Source organism: Acetobacter malorum, assembly GCF_002153605.1.
Taxonomy (GTDB): Bacteria; Pseudomonadota; Alphaproteobacteria; order Acetobacterales; family Acetobacteraceae; genus Acetobacter; species Acetobacter malorum_A.
The window spans coordinates 74,639-91,185 of record NZ_JOPG01000010.1; the positions used below are offsets into that span (position 1 = coordinate 74,639).

12 protein-coding genes and 2 pseudogenes are annotated in these 16,547 nt (G+C 56.3%); 6 read left to right on the plus strand and 8 right to left on the minus strand.

Annotated elements, in window-relative coordinates:
* Positions 1-9: 9 nt before the first annotated feature.
* From HK23_RS05410 to rplM, 3 genes are all read right to left on the minus strand, one after another.
* The gene (locus HK23_RS05410) at positions 10-4,449 is read right to left on the minus strand and encodes a Hint domain-containing protein (RefSeq protein ID WP_086653184.1); all 4,440 of its coding nucleotides are present in this window, start codon (positions 4,447-4,449) and stop codon (positions 10-12) included.
* A gap of 306 nt (positions 4,450-4,755) precedes the next feature.
* Positions 4,756-5,241 carry a 30S ribosomal protein S9 gene (gene rpsI / locus HK23_RS05415; RefSeq protein ID WP_043549344.1) on the minus strand — a complete coding sequence of 162 codons (486 nt, stop codon included), beginning with the start codon at positions 5,239-5,241 and terminating at the stop codon, positions 4,756-4,758.
* A 5-nt stretch (positions 5,242-5,246) separates the two neighbouring features.
* A complete protein-coding gene (rplM, locus tag HK23_RS05420; protein ID WP_062141030.1) occupies positions 5,247-5,723 on the minus strand; it encodes a 50S ribosomal protein L13 in 477 nt (158 codons plus the stop codon).
* A gap of 221 nt (positions 5,724-5,944) precedes the next feature.
* On the opposite strand from rplM, the gene HK23_RS05425 reads away from it, so the two are divergent.
* Positions 5,945-7,294, plus strand: a complete 1,350-nt coding sequence (locus HK23_RS05425) for a hypothetical protein (RefSeq protein ID WP_086653185.1) — start codon at positions 5,945-5,947, stop codon at positions 7,292-7,294.
* A gap of 74 nt (positions 7,295-7,368) precedes the next feature.
* On the opposite strand, the gene HK23_RS05430 is transcribed toward HK23_RS05425, so the two are convergent.
* The 5 genes from HK23_RS05430 to pstC are packed head-to-tail and all read right to left on the minus strand — an operon-like array spanning position 7,369 to position 11,936.
* Positions 7,369-8,475 (minus strand): retroviral-like aspartic protease family protein, encoded by a 1,107-nt coding sequence (locus HK23_RS05430; protein ID WP_143217491.1) that lies wholly within the window; start codon positions 8,473-8,475, stop codon positions 7,369-7,371.
* Between the two features lie 47 nt (positions 8,476-8,522).
* Positions 8,523-9,227 (minus strand): phosphate signaling complex protein PhoU, encoded by a 705-nt coding sequence (gene phoU, locus HK23_RS05435; RefSeq protein WP_063906902.1) that lies wholly within the window; start codon positions 9,225-9,227, stop codon positions 8,523-8,525.
* 17 nt (positions 9,228-9,244) lie between these two features.
* Positions 9,245-10,060, minus strand: a complete 816-nt coding sequence (gene pstB, locus HK23_RS05440; RefSeq protein WP_086653240.1) for a phosphate ABC transporter ATP-binding protein PstB — start codon at positions 10,058-10,060, stop codon at positions 9,245-9,247.
* An 11-nt stretch (positions 10,061-10,071) separates the two neighbouring features.
* Positions 10,072-10,956, minus strand: coding sequence for a phosphate ABC transporter permease PstA (pstA, locus tag HK23_RS05445; RefSeq protein WP_063906903.1), 885 nt, complete (start codon positions 10,954-10,956; stop codon positions 10,072-10,074).
* Positions 10,953-11,936 (minus strand): phosphate ABC transporter permease subunit PstC, encoded by a 984-nt coding sequence (pstC, locus tag HK23_RS05450; RefSeq protein ID WP_063906904.1) that lies wholly within the window; start codon positions 11,934-11,936, stop codon positions 10,953-10,955. Before pstC ends, pstA begins: the two co-directional genes overlap by 4 nt.
* Before the next feature lie 269 nt (positions 11,937-12,205).
* Here pstC and ilvD point away from each other — a divergent pair, with 269 nt between their 5' ends.
* The 5 genes and pseudogenes from ilvD (at position 12,206) to HK23_RS05470 (ending at position 16,419) form a co-directional block, all read left to right on the plus strand.
* Positions 12,206-14,074: a dihydroxy-acid dehydratase gene (ilvD, locus tag HK23_RS05455; RefSeq protein WP_086653187.1), complete on the plus strand. Its 1,869-nt coding sequence runs from the start codon at positions 12,206-12,208 to the stop codon at positions 14,072-14,074.
* Between the two features lie 188 nt (positions 14,075-14,262).
* Positions 14,263-14,410 (plus strand): annotated as a pseudogene (locus tag HK23_RS14940) (IS5/IS1182 family transposase); the annotation flags it as partial.
* 118 nt (positions 14,411-14,528) lie between these two features.
* A protein-coding gene (locus tag HK23_RS05460) for an IS5 family transposase (RefSeq protein ID WP_143217492.1) occupies positions 14,529-15,292 on the plus strand; the annotation gives its coding sequence in 2 pieces (ribosomal slippage) (positions 14,529-14,862 and positions 14,862-15,292; 765 coding nt in all).
* A gap of 26 nt (positions 15,293-15,318) precedes the next feature.
* A pseudogene (locus tag HK23_RS05465) lies at positions 15,319-16,190 on the plus strand (transposase); the annotation flags it as partial.
* Positions 16,177-16,419 carry a hypothetical protein gene (locus HK23_RS05470; protein ID WP_086653188.1) on the plus strand — a complete coding sequence of 81 codons (243 nt, stop codon included), beginning with the start codon at positions 16,177-16,179 and terminating at the stop codon, positions 16,417-16,419. The pseudogene HK23_RS05465 and the gene HK23_RS05470, both read left to right, overlap by 14 nt.
* Positions 16,420-16,547 lie beyond the last annotated feature (128 nt).

Sequence of the window (16,547 nt, forward strand, 5' to 3'; positions counted from 1 at the left end):
AGAACCTTCTTAACCTGCCAGCACATACATACCTCGTGTAAGAGGCTGAAGTGCTGTTGCCAGCGCCTGTTGCACAGCTGCTTCTGTCCAGCCTTCCCGCACACAGGCACGCCCTGAACGGCTCATGCTGGCATGCGGCGCCGGCCTTTTGTGCAGACGCAGGATCAACTGCGCCAGATCATCTGCATTTTCCCGCACCAGACCGTCCATCACTGCTTTGGGGAGCATCAGCCCTTCTGCTGCAATCGGGGTCATGACGCATGGCACACCCGCAGCAAAGCTATCCAGAACCTTGCCTTTAATCCCTGCACCAAAGCGCAGCGGCGCAACACTCAGCCGCACGCTATCAAACAGTGCATCAAGGTCATCCACTTTCCCCAGCGTTTCCACACCACGGCGCGCCAGAGCATGAATGCTGTCTGACATTTCAGCACCCGCCAGGAAGCAGGTCACAGAACGATCCTGCCTCCATACCCGTGGCATGATTTTTTCCACCAGCCAGCGTGCTGCATCTGCATTAGGGGCATGCGCATAATTCCCGAGGAACACCACCCCGGAACGCTTTGCAAAACCCGGAACACGGCCACGCACCGGCACGGCCCAGGGCACCACGTGCACGTTCGCCTGCGGCACATCCATATGGATCTGTTCCGCTTCCACTGCGGAGTGTGTCAGCACGACATCCGCCTGCAGAATAGCGGCGTATTCCGCCAGCTTCATCCTTTCTGCCCGGGCCTGTACTTCAGGCCGCTGCTGCACCCGCCCCTGCCTGGTCAGACGCAGGCAATGCAGGTCAGCAATATTATAGACCATACGGGCTTTTTTCTGATGCATACGGGCCAGAGCAAGGTAACGAGTCGCGTTATCAGCCCGATGCAGATAGACCATATCAAAGCTGTTAGCCTGTCGGCGCAGCACGTCCTCCACCGAGTGATAAACCGGCCCAGCCAGCACTTTCACTCCGGGAGCACCCTCAAGTTTGTCAGACCCTGTCATCTGGTCGGCAGCAACCAGACTCACTTCATAGCCCAATGCCTGAAAGGCCTGCATATGCGATAGAACGGCATGAGAGCCCGCATCACGCCCTGCATCTGGTCGCTGGCTATCAATAACCAGCACACGCCGACGCACGGCAGGCGCAGCTGTGGTCAGCCCCCGCCGCTGACGCAGGCTCTGAATATCCCGCACATATTGCCCACTATCCGCCTGCGCTCTGGCCTGAGACAGTTTTTCCACCTGCCCCAGCAGGAAGGACAGAATGTGATCCTGATCGCACGTATCAGAAATGGAAGCCACAGCACGGCTCACCACGTCTTCAAGAGCAGGATCAAACACCCCCACAGGCTCAAGCACATGAGGCCTACCGAGCATGGCGCCATCCTGTTCCCGACGCACCTCAATAACATGCCGGGTAAACGGTGAAAGTGCGGCTGGGAACAGAACATCAAACCCGCACCGGGCTGTTGGACAGGCCCCGGCATTACGCACATCAGGCCGCAGAGCATTTGCCGTAACCGAGGCAACAAGCTGGCCATTATCCAGAATTTGCAGAGCCACCGGCCCATCCGGGGTTGCCGGACTAAACGCCCAGCCAGCCAACCGGTCCCGGCTGACCGTATCCACATACCCTTTAAGGGGAGAAGCCGGATAAGCAGCCACAATTGCCTGTAATGGCTGCATTTCAGCCTGATCCAGCATCCACGGCGTATTCGCCAGCATGCTATGGTCTTCTACCCGGCGCACTTCCAGAACATGCCGTTCCAGCGGGGAAAGTCCGCCAGGAATTTCAAACTCAAATGCACAGGCACGATCCAGATCTGCACGTGGCTGGTTGGCAATGACCTCTCCCAGCACCACACCACGATCAAGAATTTGCAACCGAACTGGTTTCCGGGTTTCCGGATTAAAAGCCCAACCCGTCAGGCGCGTCCGCGTCACATTATCCAGATACCCTTCCAGCGGTCCTGTGCCGGGCATGGCCTTACCTGACAGAGCTTCCAGCTTCTGACAAATAGCTGCCAGACGTGCCCCTTCTTCCACTCGCGGTGCACAATAGACAATGGCTGGACGCTCTGCGTCTGGATAGAGGCGGTTATATTCTTCCGCATTGTGAAACATGCCGCGAGAGCCATCATCCACAAAAGTTTCAGATTCTGCCCCATTAGCAAAAATGACATCATGGCTTTCCAGTTCAACATGGAAATATGCCACTTCATCCATCGCTCTGGCCTGCACGATGGAACGGCCATTTACCAGAGCAATGGCAGGTACCAGAACACCATCCAGATACATGGCATGCAAGGGTGAAACCTGCAGATCCTGCTTAGGCAAATTTTTGCCCAGAGAGCCCGCCCGGAAAACAACGGGGAGAACATCACGATTCCCGGCTGCAAACTGGCCGGAATAAGCACGACGGCCAACCCAGCGAATGGGGCGGAAACCATGCCGCAATGTGCGGACCATATCGCCAATCTTCAGGTATTCGACCGGCACTTCGCCTTTATCAGTCTCAATCAGTGTGCCACGGCAATAGCACGGTGTGCCTTCTTCAAGCTCGAACAGGCCGGTGCTGCTATCAACAAGTGCGACCTGAAGTAACTGATCCGGATTACCATTGATGGTGAGAGTCTGCGTGTGCTGCCCACCCTGATCACTGATAATAAGTTTATTGCCACTTACAGTGAACTGCGATGTTTCATTACTGTTTGCCCAGGACTGAAGTTTGGCACCCACATCAATCGTCACATTACTGAGCGTAGTCGTACCGCTATCAAACACCTGTAAAGTGGAGCCAGACGTAATATCTGTATTGGTCAGTGTGCCGCCATACTCAACGCGTACGAGACTATTCTCAATCGTCATGTGATCGGCGCTCCCGATCACATCCACAGAGGCGTCCCGCACAGTATCGCCAGAGACAACCCCTGTACCCCGGATTTGCGCCTGAGCTCCGCCTTCAATCACGTTGCCACCAGCAGACACTACGCCGCCCAGATTCACAAAAGGAACAGCTGCACTTTGTCCAATAATAAACTGAGCCTGTGGGCCTGAAATAGTATTGCCCGAAGCAAAGGAGCTTCCACTTACGACGGCAAGCATCCCATTGGAAACTGTCGTATTTGTAACTGTATTACTTGTTCCAACAGCAACAAGATAGCCACCAGACAAAACCGTTTCAGAGGTCGCGTTTGCAGTGCCTGACAAATCCTCTTCACCAGCAATTTTATTACCTGTGGCGTGAGCACTCTGATCTAGCTTGACCAGACCTCCCACGTAATTGTCTGAAAATGCTCCACTTCCAGTAACAGCAACAACGCCACCTTGAGAGATCACGCTGGAAGTCAGCCCCACGCCGCCCACTTCTACGCCAGCAGATGCACCTGAAAGAATGGTTTGGGAGGTGGCAAAACTACCGGATCCGATATCAAGCCAAGCCCCGGATGCCAGAATATCTCCCCGCGCCTGAGCACCACTGATAATTTGCTCAACGCCGCCCGAAATAATACTAGCCGACAATAAACCTGAAGATGTAGCAAACAACGTCCCAGAGTAAACCTGCGTCCCTGATGCTACAGCGCCTGAGCCAATGACATCCAGTTCTGCAGATGCACCGGAGACGACTTCCCCCAACGCAAGGCCACCCCCAGAAACCACCTCTAGCGCTGACGATCCGGTGAGCACATTATGCTGCGCCACACCTGAAGCAAAAACGACAACCTGCGCTGGCCCCTGAATAGTATTATTTTCTACAACACCACCAGAACTGGCCTGTAACTGAGCATGCCCCTGGAAAATATTTCCAGAAACAAAACCTCCACTATAGGCGATACCAACACTTGAACCGTCAAAAATATTCGCCGTAACGTATCCGCCATTAATGGTGTGTATTTCGCCAATTTGAGACGCACTATTTGCTGAGGCAACAGCACCATTTTCGGCCAGAATGACTCCCATCTGCACCACGCTACTCTCAACAAGAGCACCGTTGCCACCGGCAATAATCGCAGCATTCAGACCTGTAACTGTTTCTCCTCGCGCGACACCGCCAGCCTCAACTATTTCATGTGAGTTGATAATATTACCGGAGTTAATACCCCCGGACAGGGCATACGCCGTCCCTACAATCACTTTATTGTTGAGAAGCATACCTCCAGAAACAGAAGCAATCATTCCACCAGTCACACTGGCGGAGGAAATGACGGCACCTGAGCCAATGGCATCCATTTCTCCGGCCATGAGCGTCGCACTGATGCTGGTACCGGCGTTATAAACCAGTCCTCCCACAATCGTATCATCCGTCGCACTGCCGCCGGCAAAAATCTTTTCTTCAGATCCCGAAACAACATCAATGTTGCTGACCTGAGCACCGGAGAGAACATTCAGTCGATCTCCGGATTGCAGGAAAACACGTGATACCGTGGTACCGCTAGATACAATTAGTTCGGACATATTTTTTTCAATTCATAAAATTGACTCTGCTCATTTTTATAAATCTTTACAGCATATCCACATATTTAACTTATGTTCATGTATGCGATTTTTACAGTATTCGTACAGAATTCGTTCTGATTTTTTACACGAATTATAAGAATAAATTTTTAAAAGTAAAACAAAATAAAGAAAAAACAAACAATATTGTTTTTATATATTTTACTATTTTTCTTAATTTTCTGTTTTGCACAATAAAAAAAGGCGGGAGAGGTTTCCCTCTCCCGCCTTCTTCTGACGTTGCTGTAAGCGGACGCCCTTGCCGGATCAGCGCTTGCTGAACTGGAAGGAACGACGTGCTTTGGCGCGACCGTATTTTTTACGTTCAACCTGACGAGAGTCACGCGTCAGGAAGCCAGCAGCTTTCAGAATGCTGCGCAGACCGGGTTCGTAGTGCGTCAGCGCGCGGCTGATACCGTGACGAACAGCGCCAGCCTGACCGGACAGACCACCACCAACGACGGTGCAAACCACGTCGAACTGGTTGTAGCGGTCAGCCACCAGGAAGGGCTGCGTCAGCAGCATGCGCAGCACGGGGCGTGCGAAATACGTGCCAACGGGACGACCGTTAACCGTGATGTCGCCTTTACCGGGCTTGATCCACACGCGAGCCACGGCGTCTTTACGACGGCCCGTTGCGTAGGAGCGGCCCTGCGCATCGCGTTTGACTTCATAGACAGGGGCTTCCGGAGCCGTGGCAACCACGTCTTTCAGATCAGCCAGCGTGCCTGTACGTTCCTGAGTTTCAGACATGATGCTCAGCCTTTCTGCGCGTTAACGACGTTTTTGCGATTCATAGCCGCAACGTCCAGCTTCTGCGGCTGCTGGCCGTCATGCGGGTGCTCTGCACCAGCGTAGACGTGCAGGCTGCGCATCTGCTGGCGCTGCAGCGGGCCACGGGTGATCATGCGTTCAACAGCCTTCACCACAACATGGTCCGGATTCTTGCCTTCCAGACGCTGTGCAATGGTGCGGGTCTTGATGCCGCCGGGGTAACCCGTGTGGTAGTGGAACAGCTTCTGACCAGCTTTGTTGCCCGTCAGCGCCACTTTTTCGGCGTTGATGACAACAACGTGGTCACCACAGTCAACATGCGGGGTGAACTGAGCTTTGTGCTTGCCGCGCAGGCGGTTCGCGATGATGACGGCCAGACGACCCAGAGCGAGGCCTTCGGCATCGATCAGGATCCAGTTCTTCGTCACCTCCGCGGGTTTCAGCGAGAGGGTGGTCTTCATGAGAGTGTGATTCCGTTAAGACTATAAGCTTTGAAGATGGGCGCCTTATGCGTGTGCAAAAGCCCTTCGTCAAGAGCAATCGGCGTTCACCCCCGTAAAATCAACAGTTTTTCACACGGTAACATATTACCGAACCCAGACTTGCAGCCCCCTCACCCGTGCATTACACGGGGAGATGCGTTGAAGACTTTCTTTGTAAAAACAAGCAGGATTCCTACCTGGTGAAGAAACATGTTCCTGTTACGGTTGCTGGTATTGCAGCCCTTGCCTGTGTTGGATGGCTGGCCGCGCGCCATGCCGAGCATGTTATGCTGGAAAAAAGCATCAACAGCTTCCGCCAGACCTTAGGGCCGGACGCATCCCTCACCTATAAAAAGGCATGGCCCGGCCTGCTGGGCCGGAGTGTAAAGTTCACCGCACTGGTGTTCCGGCAGGGGCAGGAAAGCATTACGGCGGATGACGCGGAAATTTCCAAAGTCAGCACCACCGGGGATGATGCCAGACGAATCGGCCATCTTGTCTTCCACAAGTTCCAGCTGACAGACACCTCCGGCAACCTGCGCATGGACGATCTGGCTCTGGATGGCGTCACGCTGCCCACCAGCGGGGATGAGAAACACGGCACGCCTCCGCAGGGGCTGGAAATCAAGCATGTGGATGCCAGCACACTGCATGGCTTTATCAGCAGCCTGCAATCGGACATCTCGGCGGCCCGCCTGACGGTGGATGATTACGGCAATGATGAAGCCTCGCATCTGGACGCCCGTGACCTGAAGCTGGCAACCAATGTCGCGCCGCGACGCCAGATCAGCGCAAAATCCGTTCTGGTGGACGGCGTGGATCTGGCTGGCCTTTATAATAACCTCACCTACAACATGCCCTATACGCCGCGTAATGGCGTGCGGGACATTCAGGTGGATGGTCTGGCTATTGATGGCACAGGCCCGCTGATGCATGTCGCCAAGGTGTCTTCCCACGCGACCCATTCCGAAGCGTCGGAACAGGAAGTCTCAAGCGTTCAGGGGCTGGAACTGTGGCCGGCCGTGCCCAACCTCTCCCTGCTGCCCACGCTGGGTTATGACCATTTCCGTGGGTCGCTGGTGCTCAACCTGACGCATGACTACAAAGCCGACAAACTCCATATCGACACTTTCAGTCTGGATGCCCCGGATATGGGCCGCCTGACGCTGGATGGGGATTTCAGCGAGGCCAATACCCTTGCCCTGCTCTCTGCCGGCGCTGCCGACATGCAGGTGACGAGCATGAACCTGTCCTACAAGGACCACGGGCTGGTGCCTAAAGTGCTGGCAAATTCCGCCAAAGCACGAGGCATAACGCCGCAGGAGTTCACAACGTCCCTCCAGACCGATCTGGTTCCGCAGGGCAGTGACCCGAACGCACCCGTACCGCAGTTTGTCAGCTATCTAGCCCATCCGGGCAGTGGCCCGCTGACCATCGCACTTCGCCCGCAGCAGCCAGTGCCACTGATGGCCATTGCCGCCAGCCTGAGCATGCTGCCCTCAGCACCGCAGATCGCACAGCAACTGGGTCTGACGGTCCACGCGCCTTAACAATCTGCCTGAAAAGGTCTTTCAGATAGTCGTCTGAGAGACCTTTTTCACACCCGATGCGCCGTATCCGAACTTTAGGGCGTAGGAACTGGTGACGCTGTGACGGGTACGCCGGCAGGGGCACTGGCCGCAGGCACGTTCCCCGAGGAAGCCGCGTCCCTCAGAGAAATACGCGGCAATGGTGCAGACACGGGCACCGCTGGCTCGCCACCCGCTGCAGGCACGTTTTTCGGCTTTATGCGCAGATCAAACGTATGATCCTGCTCTGGTGGCTGGAGGCGCTGGATATAGAGCTGCTCATGCCGGTAGGACACCCAGACCCGGTTATGCCGCAGGAAATCCGCCCCCAGCAGAGCGTAACCATTCGTTTCAATGGGTGAAATGCCAAGCAGCGGGTTGGGATACAGTTCATCCCCTATCTGCAGGCTGGCAAAACGGTGCAGATGGCCGCCGTCTCTGCGTTTGCCGGAAACACCGGTGGACGTGAACGTAATGTCCTGCGCCAGATCGTCCTTTGAAACGCCAGCTTTCCGCGCCTGAGACGGCAGTACGGACGTGTGCCAGGCACCACTGTCCAGCATGGCGTCAATCTTCTTCCCGTTCAGACGTATGGTCGTGCCGATGCGGAGTTCGTGCGTCCCCAGACGATACCAGTCGACCTTTGAAGACGGTCCTTCCCACGTAGGCGTTGGGGTTTTGCATCCGCTGAGCTGATAGAGCGCAATCTTCCCGGCAGGGAGGTTGAACATCACATCATAAGACTGAAGGAAGTCGGCCCCAAACAGGCCAACAACAGGTCGCCCCGCAATCGTGCCACCAAAAGACCGTTTGGCCTGCGTCAGATAGACTTCGCCACTCGTGCCGGAGCCTAGCCCCATTTTATCGGCCTGCATGATGGGGGAGAGCATCTCTCCCGTCACGCCACTAATATTGAGGACGTGCCCGGTATCCACGAGGCCGAAATTTTTGCTGGCCTCTTCCGAGATCATGGAAATATCGGCCCCGCTATCCACAATCATCGCGGCATCATGCCCGTTGATTGTCACACCGACGATGGGGGAGCCCTGTTTGTTCAGAACGGGGAGATCCCCAAGGGTCGAGACCTGACACACCCCGTTCTGTTCTGCACATCCGGCCAGCGCCAACAGAGACGCTATGCCCATCCAGCCTGTTTTACGCACGCCCTGCCCTTTTCTCAGTCTGCACGACAGGACGCACTCAGGTCGCCTCAGCCGCTCTTTTTTGCGGCCCCGCCACGCGGACGCAGCGCGGGAAGCATTTCCCCGGTTACCGCGTAATAAACACGCTCTGCAATATTGGTGGCGTGGTCGCCAATACGTTCTAAATTTTTAGCCACGAAGAGCAGGTGAATACAGGGGCTGATCTTGCGCGGATCTTCCATCATGTAAGTCACCAGTTCACGGAACATGGCGGTATAGAGCTCATCAATGGCCGTATCGGAGCCCCAGACCTGCATGGCGCATTCGCTATCATTATTGACCATGGCCTCAATGGCACTGTGCAGGTTTTCCTGCACCAGACGCGCCATGTTGCGCAGCGCCCCAAAGGACAGCGCACCATCCAGCGGCTCCACCTTCAGCGCCCGGCGGGCAATGCTGGAGGCGTAATCCCCGATCCGCTCGAAATCGCCTGTAATTTTCAGGACAGCGATAATCACCCGCAGGTCAACCGCCATGGGCGCACGCAGGGCCAGAATGCGGATGGCAAGGCTCTCCGCCTCACGCTCCAGAGCATCCACTTCCACATCCAGCTCCGGCGGTTCCAGAGCGGCTTCTTCATCCTGATCCACCACGGCGGCAATCGCCCGCGCGGTCTGGCGTTCCACAAGACCACCCATGCGGGCCACCAGCCCACGCAGACGGTCCAGCTCCTGATCATATCGGGTGACGGTATGCGCGGGTTCGTTCCCCATGAGTGTGTCCTCCCTGTTCAGCCGAAGCGGCCGGTAATGTAGTCCTGTGTGCGGCTTTCACGCGGGGCGGTGAACATCCGCGCCGTGCTGTCCACTTCCACCAGTTCACCCAGATAGAAGAAAGCCACCTGATCCGCACAGCGGGCAGCCTGCTGCATGTTATGCGTGACGATGGCAATGGTGAATTCGGTTTTGAGTTCGTCCAGCAGTTCCTCAATGCGCGCGGTAGAGACCGGGTCCAGCGCACTGGTCGGCTCATCCAGCAAAATCACTTCCGGGCGCACGGCAATGGTGCGGGCAATGCACAGACGCTGCTGCTGGCCGCCGGAAAGAGCTGTGGCAGAAGCCTGAAGACGGTCCTTCACCTCCGGCCACAGAGCCACACGGCGCAGGGCGTCTTCCACTCGTCCGTCCATTTCGGACCGGGACACACGCTCATGCAGGCGGATACCGAAGGCGATGTTGTCATAGATCGACATGGGGAACGGGGTCGGCTTCTGGAACACCATGCCCACGCGGGAACGCAGGGCGTTCAGATCCAGCCCGCTGCCCAGAATATTCTGGCCGGAGAACATGACCTCACCCGTGGCGCGCTGGCCCGGATACAGATCATACATCCGGTTGAGCACGCGCAGCAGGGTGGATTTGCCGCAGCCAGACGGGCCGATCATCCCCGTTACGCTGCGCTCGGGAAAGCCCAGCGTAATGTTATGCAGCGCGTGGGTCTTGCCGTAATAGAAATCCAGATTGTTCACCTGGATGGCAATCGGGCGACCTGACACCGCAGAGGCTAAGGCCTCCGCTTCCCCATCAGCCGACGCGATAGCCTGCATGGTGTTCTCGTTCATGTCCGTCCTCCGCGGATGCCAACCCGCACCACAATATTAATAATGAGCACACCCACCGTGACCAGCAGGGCACCGGTCCATGCCTGCTGCATCCAGTCCTGATAAGCGGAGCCTGCATACTGATAAATCGCCACCGGAAGGCTGGCCATCGGGCGCCGCATATCCAGAGACCATTCGGAATTCCCCAGTGAGGTAAACAGCAGGGGCGCTGTCTCACCCGCCACGCGGGCAATGGCCAGCAGCACGCCGGTCATGATGCCACCGCGCGCGGCCCGCACACAGATAAACAGAATAACGCGCCATTTGGCCGCACCCAGCGCAATACCAGCCTCACGCATGGAAACGGGGACAAGCCGCAGCATGTCTTCCGTTGTGCGCACAATAATCGGCATGGCCATGAGCGAAAGCGCCGCAGCACCGGAAAAGCCGGAGAAGTGCCCGAACGGTTCCACCAGCACCATGTAGATAAACAGGCCGATGAGAATGGACGGCGCAGAGAGCAGCATGTCCGACACAAACCGCACTGTCCGGGCCAGTTTGCTGTCCGCCCCGTATTCCGCCAGAAAAATTCCTGTCAGCAGGCCGGCAGGCGCACCCAGCAGAATGGACAGGCCTGTTTGCAGCAGACTGCCGACAATAGCGTTGGCCAGACCACCACCCGTCCCCGGAGCCCCCATGGAGCGGGTGAACAGGGACAGGGTCAGACCCGGCAAACCGTTTTTAAGCAGCGTCCACAGAATGGAGCCGAGCACAAACACCACAATCAGCATGGCCAGCCAGCTCATGCCGGTTGCCAGCTTGTCGATCATCTTGCGGCGCAGAGCCAGAACGCTGGACCGCTGCGGCCGCTCTGCGGCCTGCGAGAATACCGGGCGCGTCATGAGCGTTTTCCTGCGCGGGCTTCACCCCGGGCCAGCAGAATGCGGGACACCCAGAGCGTCACAAAGGAAATGGCCATCAGAATGGCTCCCAGCGCCATCAGCGAGGACAGCTTGAGGCTGCCTGCCGGGCTTTCCGGGAATTCCAGAGCAATCAGGGAGGCAATGGTGTTGGCCGGGGCAAACAGGGACCAGCCAATATGGTTGCTATCCCCGATCACGAACGTCACAGCCATGGTTTCCCCCATGGCGCGGCCCATGCCCAGCACAATGCCGCCCACAACACCCTGACGGGACCAGGGCAGCACAACCTGACGCATCACTTCCCAGCGGGTCGCGCCCAGACCGTAAGCGCTCTCACGCAGGACGGTCGGCATGGACACAAACACATCGCGCATCACGGCGGTAATGGACGGCACAACCATAACGGCCAGCACCAGCCCTGCGGTCAGCAGGCCCGTGCCAAACGGTGCACCGCTCACCAGTGCAGACAGCACAGGCACATGCCCAAACATATGGCGGGCAGTGGGCTGCACGTAATGCGCCATGACCGGCACCAGCACAAAAAAGCCCCACATGCCGAAAATGATGGAAGGCACAGCGGCCAGAAGCTGCACGGCCATCCCAATGACGGAGGAGATGGCAGGCGGAGCCAGCGCCGTCAGCCAGAAAGCGGTACCAAACGCCAGCGGCACGGCAATCACCAGCCCCAGAAAGCTGCTGGCCAGCGTGCCGAACACCGGAGCCACAGCCCCAAAATGCTGGGTAACCGGGTTCCAGATGGCGGTGACAAAAAAGCCCGGCCCAAAAGTGGAAAAGGCTTTCCATCCCCCAGTGACCATAACGGTGATGATGGCGCCCAGCACAATGAGCACGCTGATGCCTGTCAGAACGACCAGCGTTCTGAACAGGGCGTCACCATCCCAGCGCCGGGTTATCTGAGGCGGTTCAGCCTGTGTGGGCTGCTCTGCGGTTCCGTCCATCTGCACTCCGTTCCGATCTACAGGTCGGGAATGGGGAGCAATACTGAACCCCCCGGCTGCCTGCAACCAGAGGGACTCACAATCTCCCCCATACGCAACAAATGTCATGAAACTGTAGCACTTTTACACCGAATATGTCCCTCACCCCTTCCCCACACCCTGACACAGCCCCACTTATGGCGTAGGATGCGCGCCCGCATTGTCGGCCTGCCTGAGATCGGGCCGTTCATTTCTACCCTTTTGTTGTATTGACCAGAGAGACCCCCGCAATGGCCGGTTACCGTTCCCGCACCACCACCCATGGCCGCAACATGGCTGGCGCACGCAGCCTGTGGCGCGCCACAGGCATGAAGGATTCCGACTTCGGCAAGCCGATTATTGCCGTCGCCAACTCCTTCACGCAGTTTGTGCCCGGCCATGTGCACCTTAAGGACATGGGCCAGCTGGTGTGCGAGGCCATTGCGGAAGCCGGTGGTATTGGCCGCGAGTTCAACACCATTGCGGTGGATGACGGCATTGCCATGGGCCATGGCGGAATGCTCTACAGCCTGCCCTCGCGTGAGCTGATTGCCGATGCCGTGGAATATATGGTCAACGCGCATTGTGCGGATGCGCTGGTGTGCATCAGCAACTGTGACAAGATCACCCCCGGCATGCTGATGGCCTCAATGCGGCTGAACATTCCGGTCATCTTTGTCTCCGGTGGTCCGATGGAAGCTGGCCGCGTCACGCTGGATGATATCGAACAGCGGGCCGACCTTGTGACCTCCATGGTCGCCGCCGCCAACCCGAGCGTGAGCGAAGCGGATTCGCAGACCATTGAACGCTCGGCCTGCCCGACCTGCGGCTCCTGCTCCGGCATGTTCACCGCCAACTCCATGAACTGCCTGACGGAAGCCCTCGGCCTTTCCCTGCCCGGCAATGGCACGCTTGTGGCCACCCACGCTGCGCGGCGCGAACTGTTTGTGGAAGCCGGTAGACGCATTGTGGATCTGGCCCGCCGCTATTACGAGCAGGACGACGCCAGTGTGCTGCCCCGCAGCATTGCCACCATGAAGGCGTTTGAAAACGCGATGTCCGTTGATATCGCCATGGGTGGGTCCACCAACACCGTCCTGCATCTGCTGGCCGCAGCGCATGAGGGCGAAGTGCCCTTCACCATGCAGGACATTGATCGCCTGTCCCGCAAGGTGCCGCATCTGTGCAAGGTCTCTCCGTCCCGCCCGGATGTGCATATGGAAGACGTGCATCGGGCTGGCGGTATTCCCGCCATCATGGGCGAACTCGACCGCCTCGGCCTGCTGCATAACGAAATCCCGATGGTGCATGCACCGTCTCTGAAAGACGGTCTGGCTGCGTGGGACATCCGCTCTGCTGAAGGTGCCAGCAACGCCAATGCCCGTGACTTCTTCCGCGCTGCCCCCGGGGGTGTGCGCACCACGCAGGCGTTCTCTCAGGCCAGCCTGTATAAAGAGCTGGATACGGACCAGGAAAACGGCGCCATTCGTGATGGGGCCCATGCCTATAATCAGGATGGCGGTCTGGCTGTGCTGTATGGCAATCTGGCCGAAGACGGTGCGATTGTGAAAACGGCGGGGGTTGCTGCCGGTCTTGAAACCTTCTCTGGCCCGGCCCGTATTTTTGAAAGTCAGGATGACGCCGTTTCCGCCATTCTGAGCGACAAAATCAAAGCCGGCGATGTGGTGGTCATTCGGTATGAAGGCCCCAAAGGCGGCCCCGGCATGCAGGAAATGCTCTACCCGACCAGCTACCTGAAATCCAAAGGGCTGGCTGAGAAATGCGCCCTGATTACCGATGGTCGCTTCTCCGGCGGCAGCTCGGGCCTGTCCATTGGCCATATCTCCCCGGAAGCAGGGGAAGGTGGCGTAATTGGTCTGGTAGAAGAAGGTGACCGGATTGAGATCGACATCCCGAACCGCCGCCTGTCCGTTGCTGTAGCGGATAGTGAACTCTCTGCCCGGCGTGAACGGATGGATGACAAGGGCGATGCCGCATGGCAGCCCAAGCGCGACCGCGTTGTCTCCACCGCCCTGAAAGCCTACGCCGCTCTGACCACAAGCGCCGCCCGTGGCGCAGTGCGTGACCTGAGCCAGTTGACGCGCCGCGTGCCGCGATGACAAATTATGTTTGCAGTTTAAAGCTGATGGGAATTCATCGTAAATCGATGATTGCAACGACGAGATAGATCATAGCGCTGAAATTTTTGTCTGTTTTGTCGGCACGCATGAAGGGTTCGAAGAACCTCTTGTTATTGGGGCCTACACTGTGATTCCGTTTTTCCAGTTCTGACTGGAGGAATGGGGAGATGAAACAGCCCGGTTTTTTTGATGTTAAGGCGCGTCTGAGCGGGCTTGGTGATTAACTTGAGGCTCTTTTCCTGGACTGTGGATTTTGAAGTCTTCCGTTCTGATTTTGACAAGGCTCTGGCCTGTTCAGACGAGCGCAAGGGGGGGGGGGGCACTCGCCGCTTGATCCGGGATGGACGTTTAAAATCCTAGGTTCAGGACCTAGTAATTTATTGAACTGAGCGAGCGGTTGTGATTCACAGGCTTACCGATGGAGGGTGGGCCTGTGAGTGATGTGTTTATGCTGTCTGAGAGGCAGATGGAGCGGATTGAGCCATTTTTCCCTCTGGCGCACGGAGTGCCACGCGTGGATGACCGGCGCGTTCTGAGCGGGATCGTTTATGTAATCCGTAACGGTCTGCAGTGGAAAGACACTCCGAAAGCGTATGGTCCACACAAGACTTTGTATAATCGCTTCATCCGGTGGAGCCGCCTGGGTGTCTTTGACAGGATATTTGTCGCCCTGACAGAACAGGCTGGCCGTTCGAAGCGTTTGATGATCGATGCAACACACATCAAGGCGCACCAGACATCGGCGTCGCTGCTCAAAAAGGGGCTTTTCCCCGCCATATCGGACGAACAAAAGGCGGCCTGAACTCAAAACTTCACGCCGTGTGCGATGATCAGGGCCGACCGGTCCGTCTACATCTGACTGCGGGGCAGGTCAGTGACTTCAGAGGCGCAGACGTGCTTCTGGCAGACCTCCCCGAGGAGACAGAAGAAGTCATCGGTGACAGAGGCTACGACAGCAACCAGATCAGGTTATCGCTTGCAGAACGCAATATCAGAGCCTGTATTCCGCCGAAAAAGAACCGAAAATCAAAGCCACCTTACAATTGGCATCTGTATAAAAAGCGCCATCTGATCGAAAATATGTTCGCAAAGCTGAAAGACTGGCGACGTGTTGCGACCAGATACGACCGCTGCGCTCATACATTCATGTCCGCAATCCACATCGCAGCAAGCTGCATCTTCTATCTTAAAGAATGAGTCCTGAGCCTAGTCATCCAGACGCGCTGAACAACCTGTCCGACGAACGGACAGAATACCAGATCAATGACCGTCTGTCCTTCATGCGTTCCCGTAGTCTGGAGCTATCTGACGGCATGCCTGATGTCAAAATGGTCTGGCTGTTTCCCGAGCGTCTGACCCAGACGGGAGCAATTGAAAGACTGTTTGATCGCTTTGATGCGACCCTGCGCAACGCCCCGTTATCTGCCGATGTCAGGCCAAATCCTGAACGCTACACTGATAGCGGCGGCAAAGCAGCGCAATACCAACGATGATAAAGACGGATTTGCGGGAGAGACGGATCCCACAGGACTGGCAGACCAAGCCGTCAAAGCTGTCCCACAAGGACCCTCATGCGCGATGGACACTGAAGTTCACGAAAGCGAAGCGGTAGGAGGACAGGAATATGCCCGCAACAGATCTGGCCATTCCGTTCTTTGGCTATAAATCGCAGGTATCGACCGAAAATTCTGGCTGATCTGTAAATGGAAGGCGACCGATGCGCCGGCCAGCGATGGCGCCAGACTATACGAGGGCCTACTAGACAAAACCAGTATGGCATCAACAGTCTGGGCGGATATGGCCTACCACTCACAAGCCAATGATGACTTCATGGAAAAGCATGGCTTTGTCTCAAAGGCTCACAGGAAAAAGTCGCATCTCAAGCCTATGCTACGACATATCCAGAAATCCAACGCCGGAAAGTCCGTCATCCGGTCGCGTATCGAGCATGTCTTTGCTGATCAGAAATCACAGATGGGACTGTTCATACGCGCCGTCGGTATTACACGAACCACCATGAGGATCGGAATGGCCAATATCGTCTATAAATATGTGCCGATTTCTCTTCCGGGAAAGGATTAATGCCCCTGCGTAGCAATCCAGAGCATGAAACCACCGCTCTGCTCAAAACGCAGAGCGAAAAATTATCATCCAAAACCTTCAACGCCAACCTTCACCTTAAAAATCAGGCAGAAAAGTCTGTAATTTACGGTTCTTCGACCCCTCCAGCTTGTTTTCATGCAAACATGTATGGAGTTTTTGTTATTTCCCAAAATTTAACTGATACAGGGTCAGCCATTTTTATTTTGATTGATTTAAGATAGCGAATAACTTCGACAGTGCCACCTTGGGTAAACCCTTCAAAAAATCCAGTAAGATTATTGTCATGATTTTGATTTTAAGCCATAAAAGAAAGGAAAATAGATAGCCAAAAAGTACACAACATTCAAAA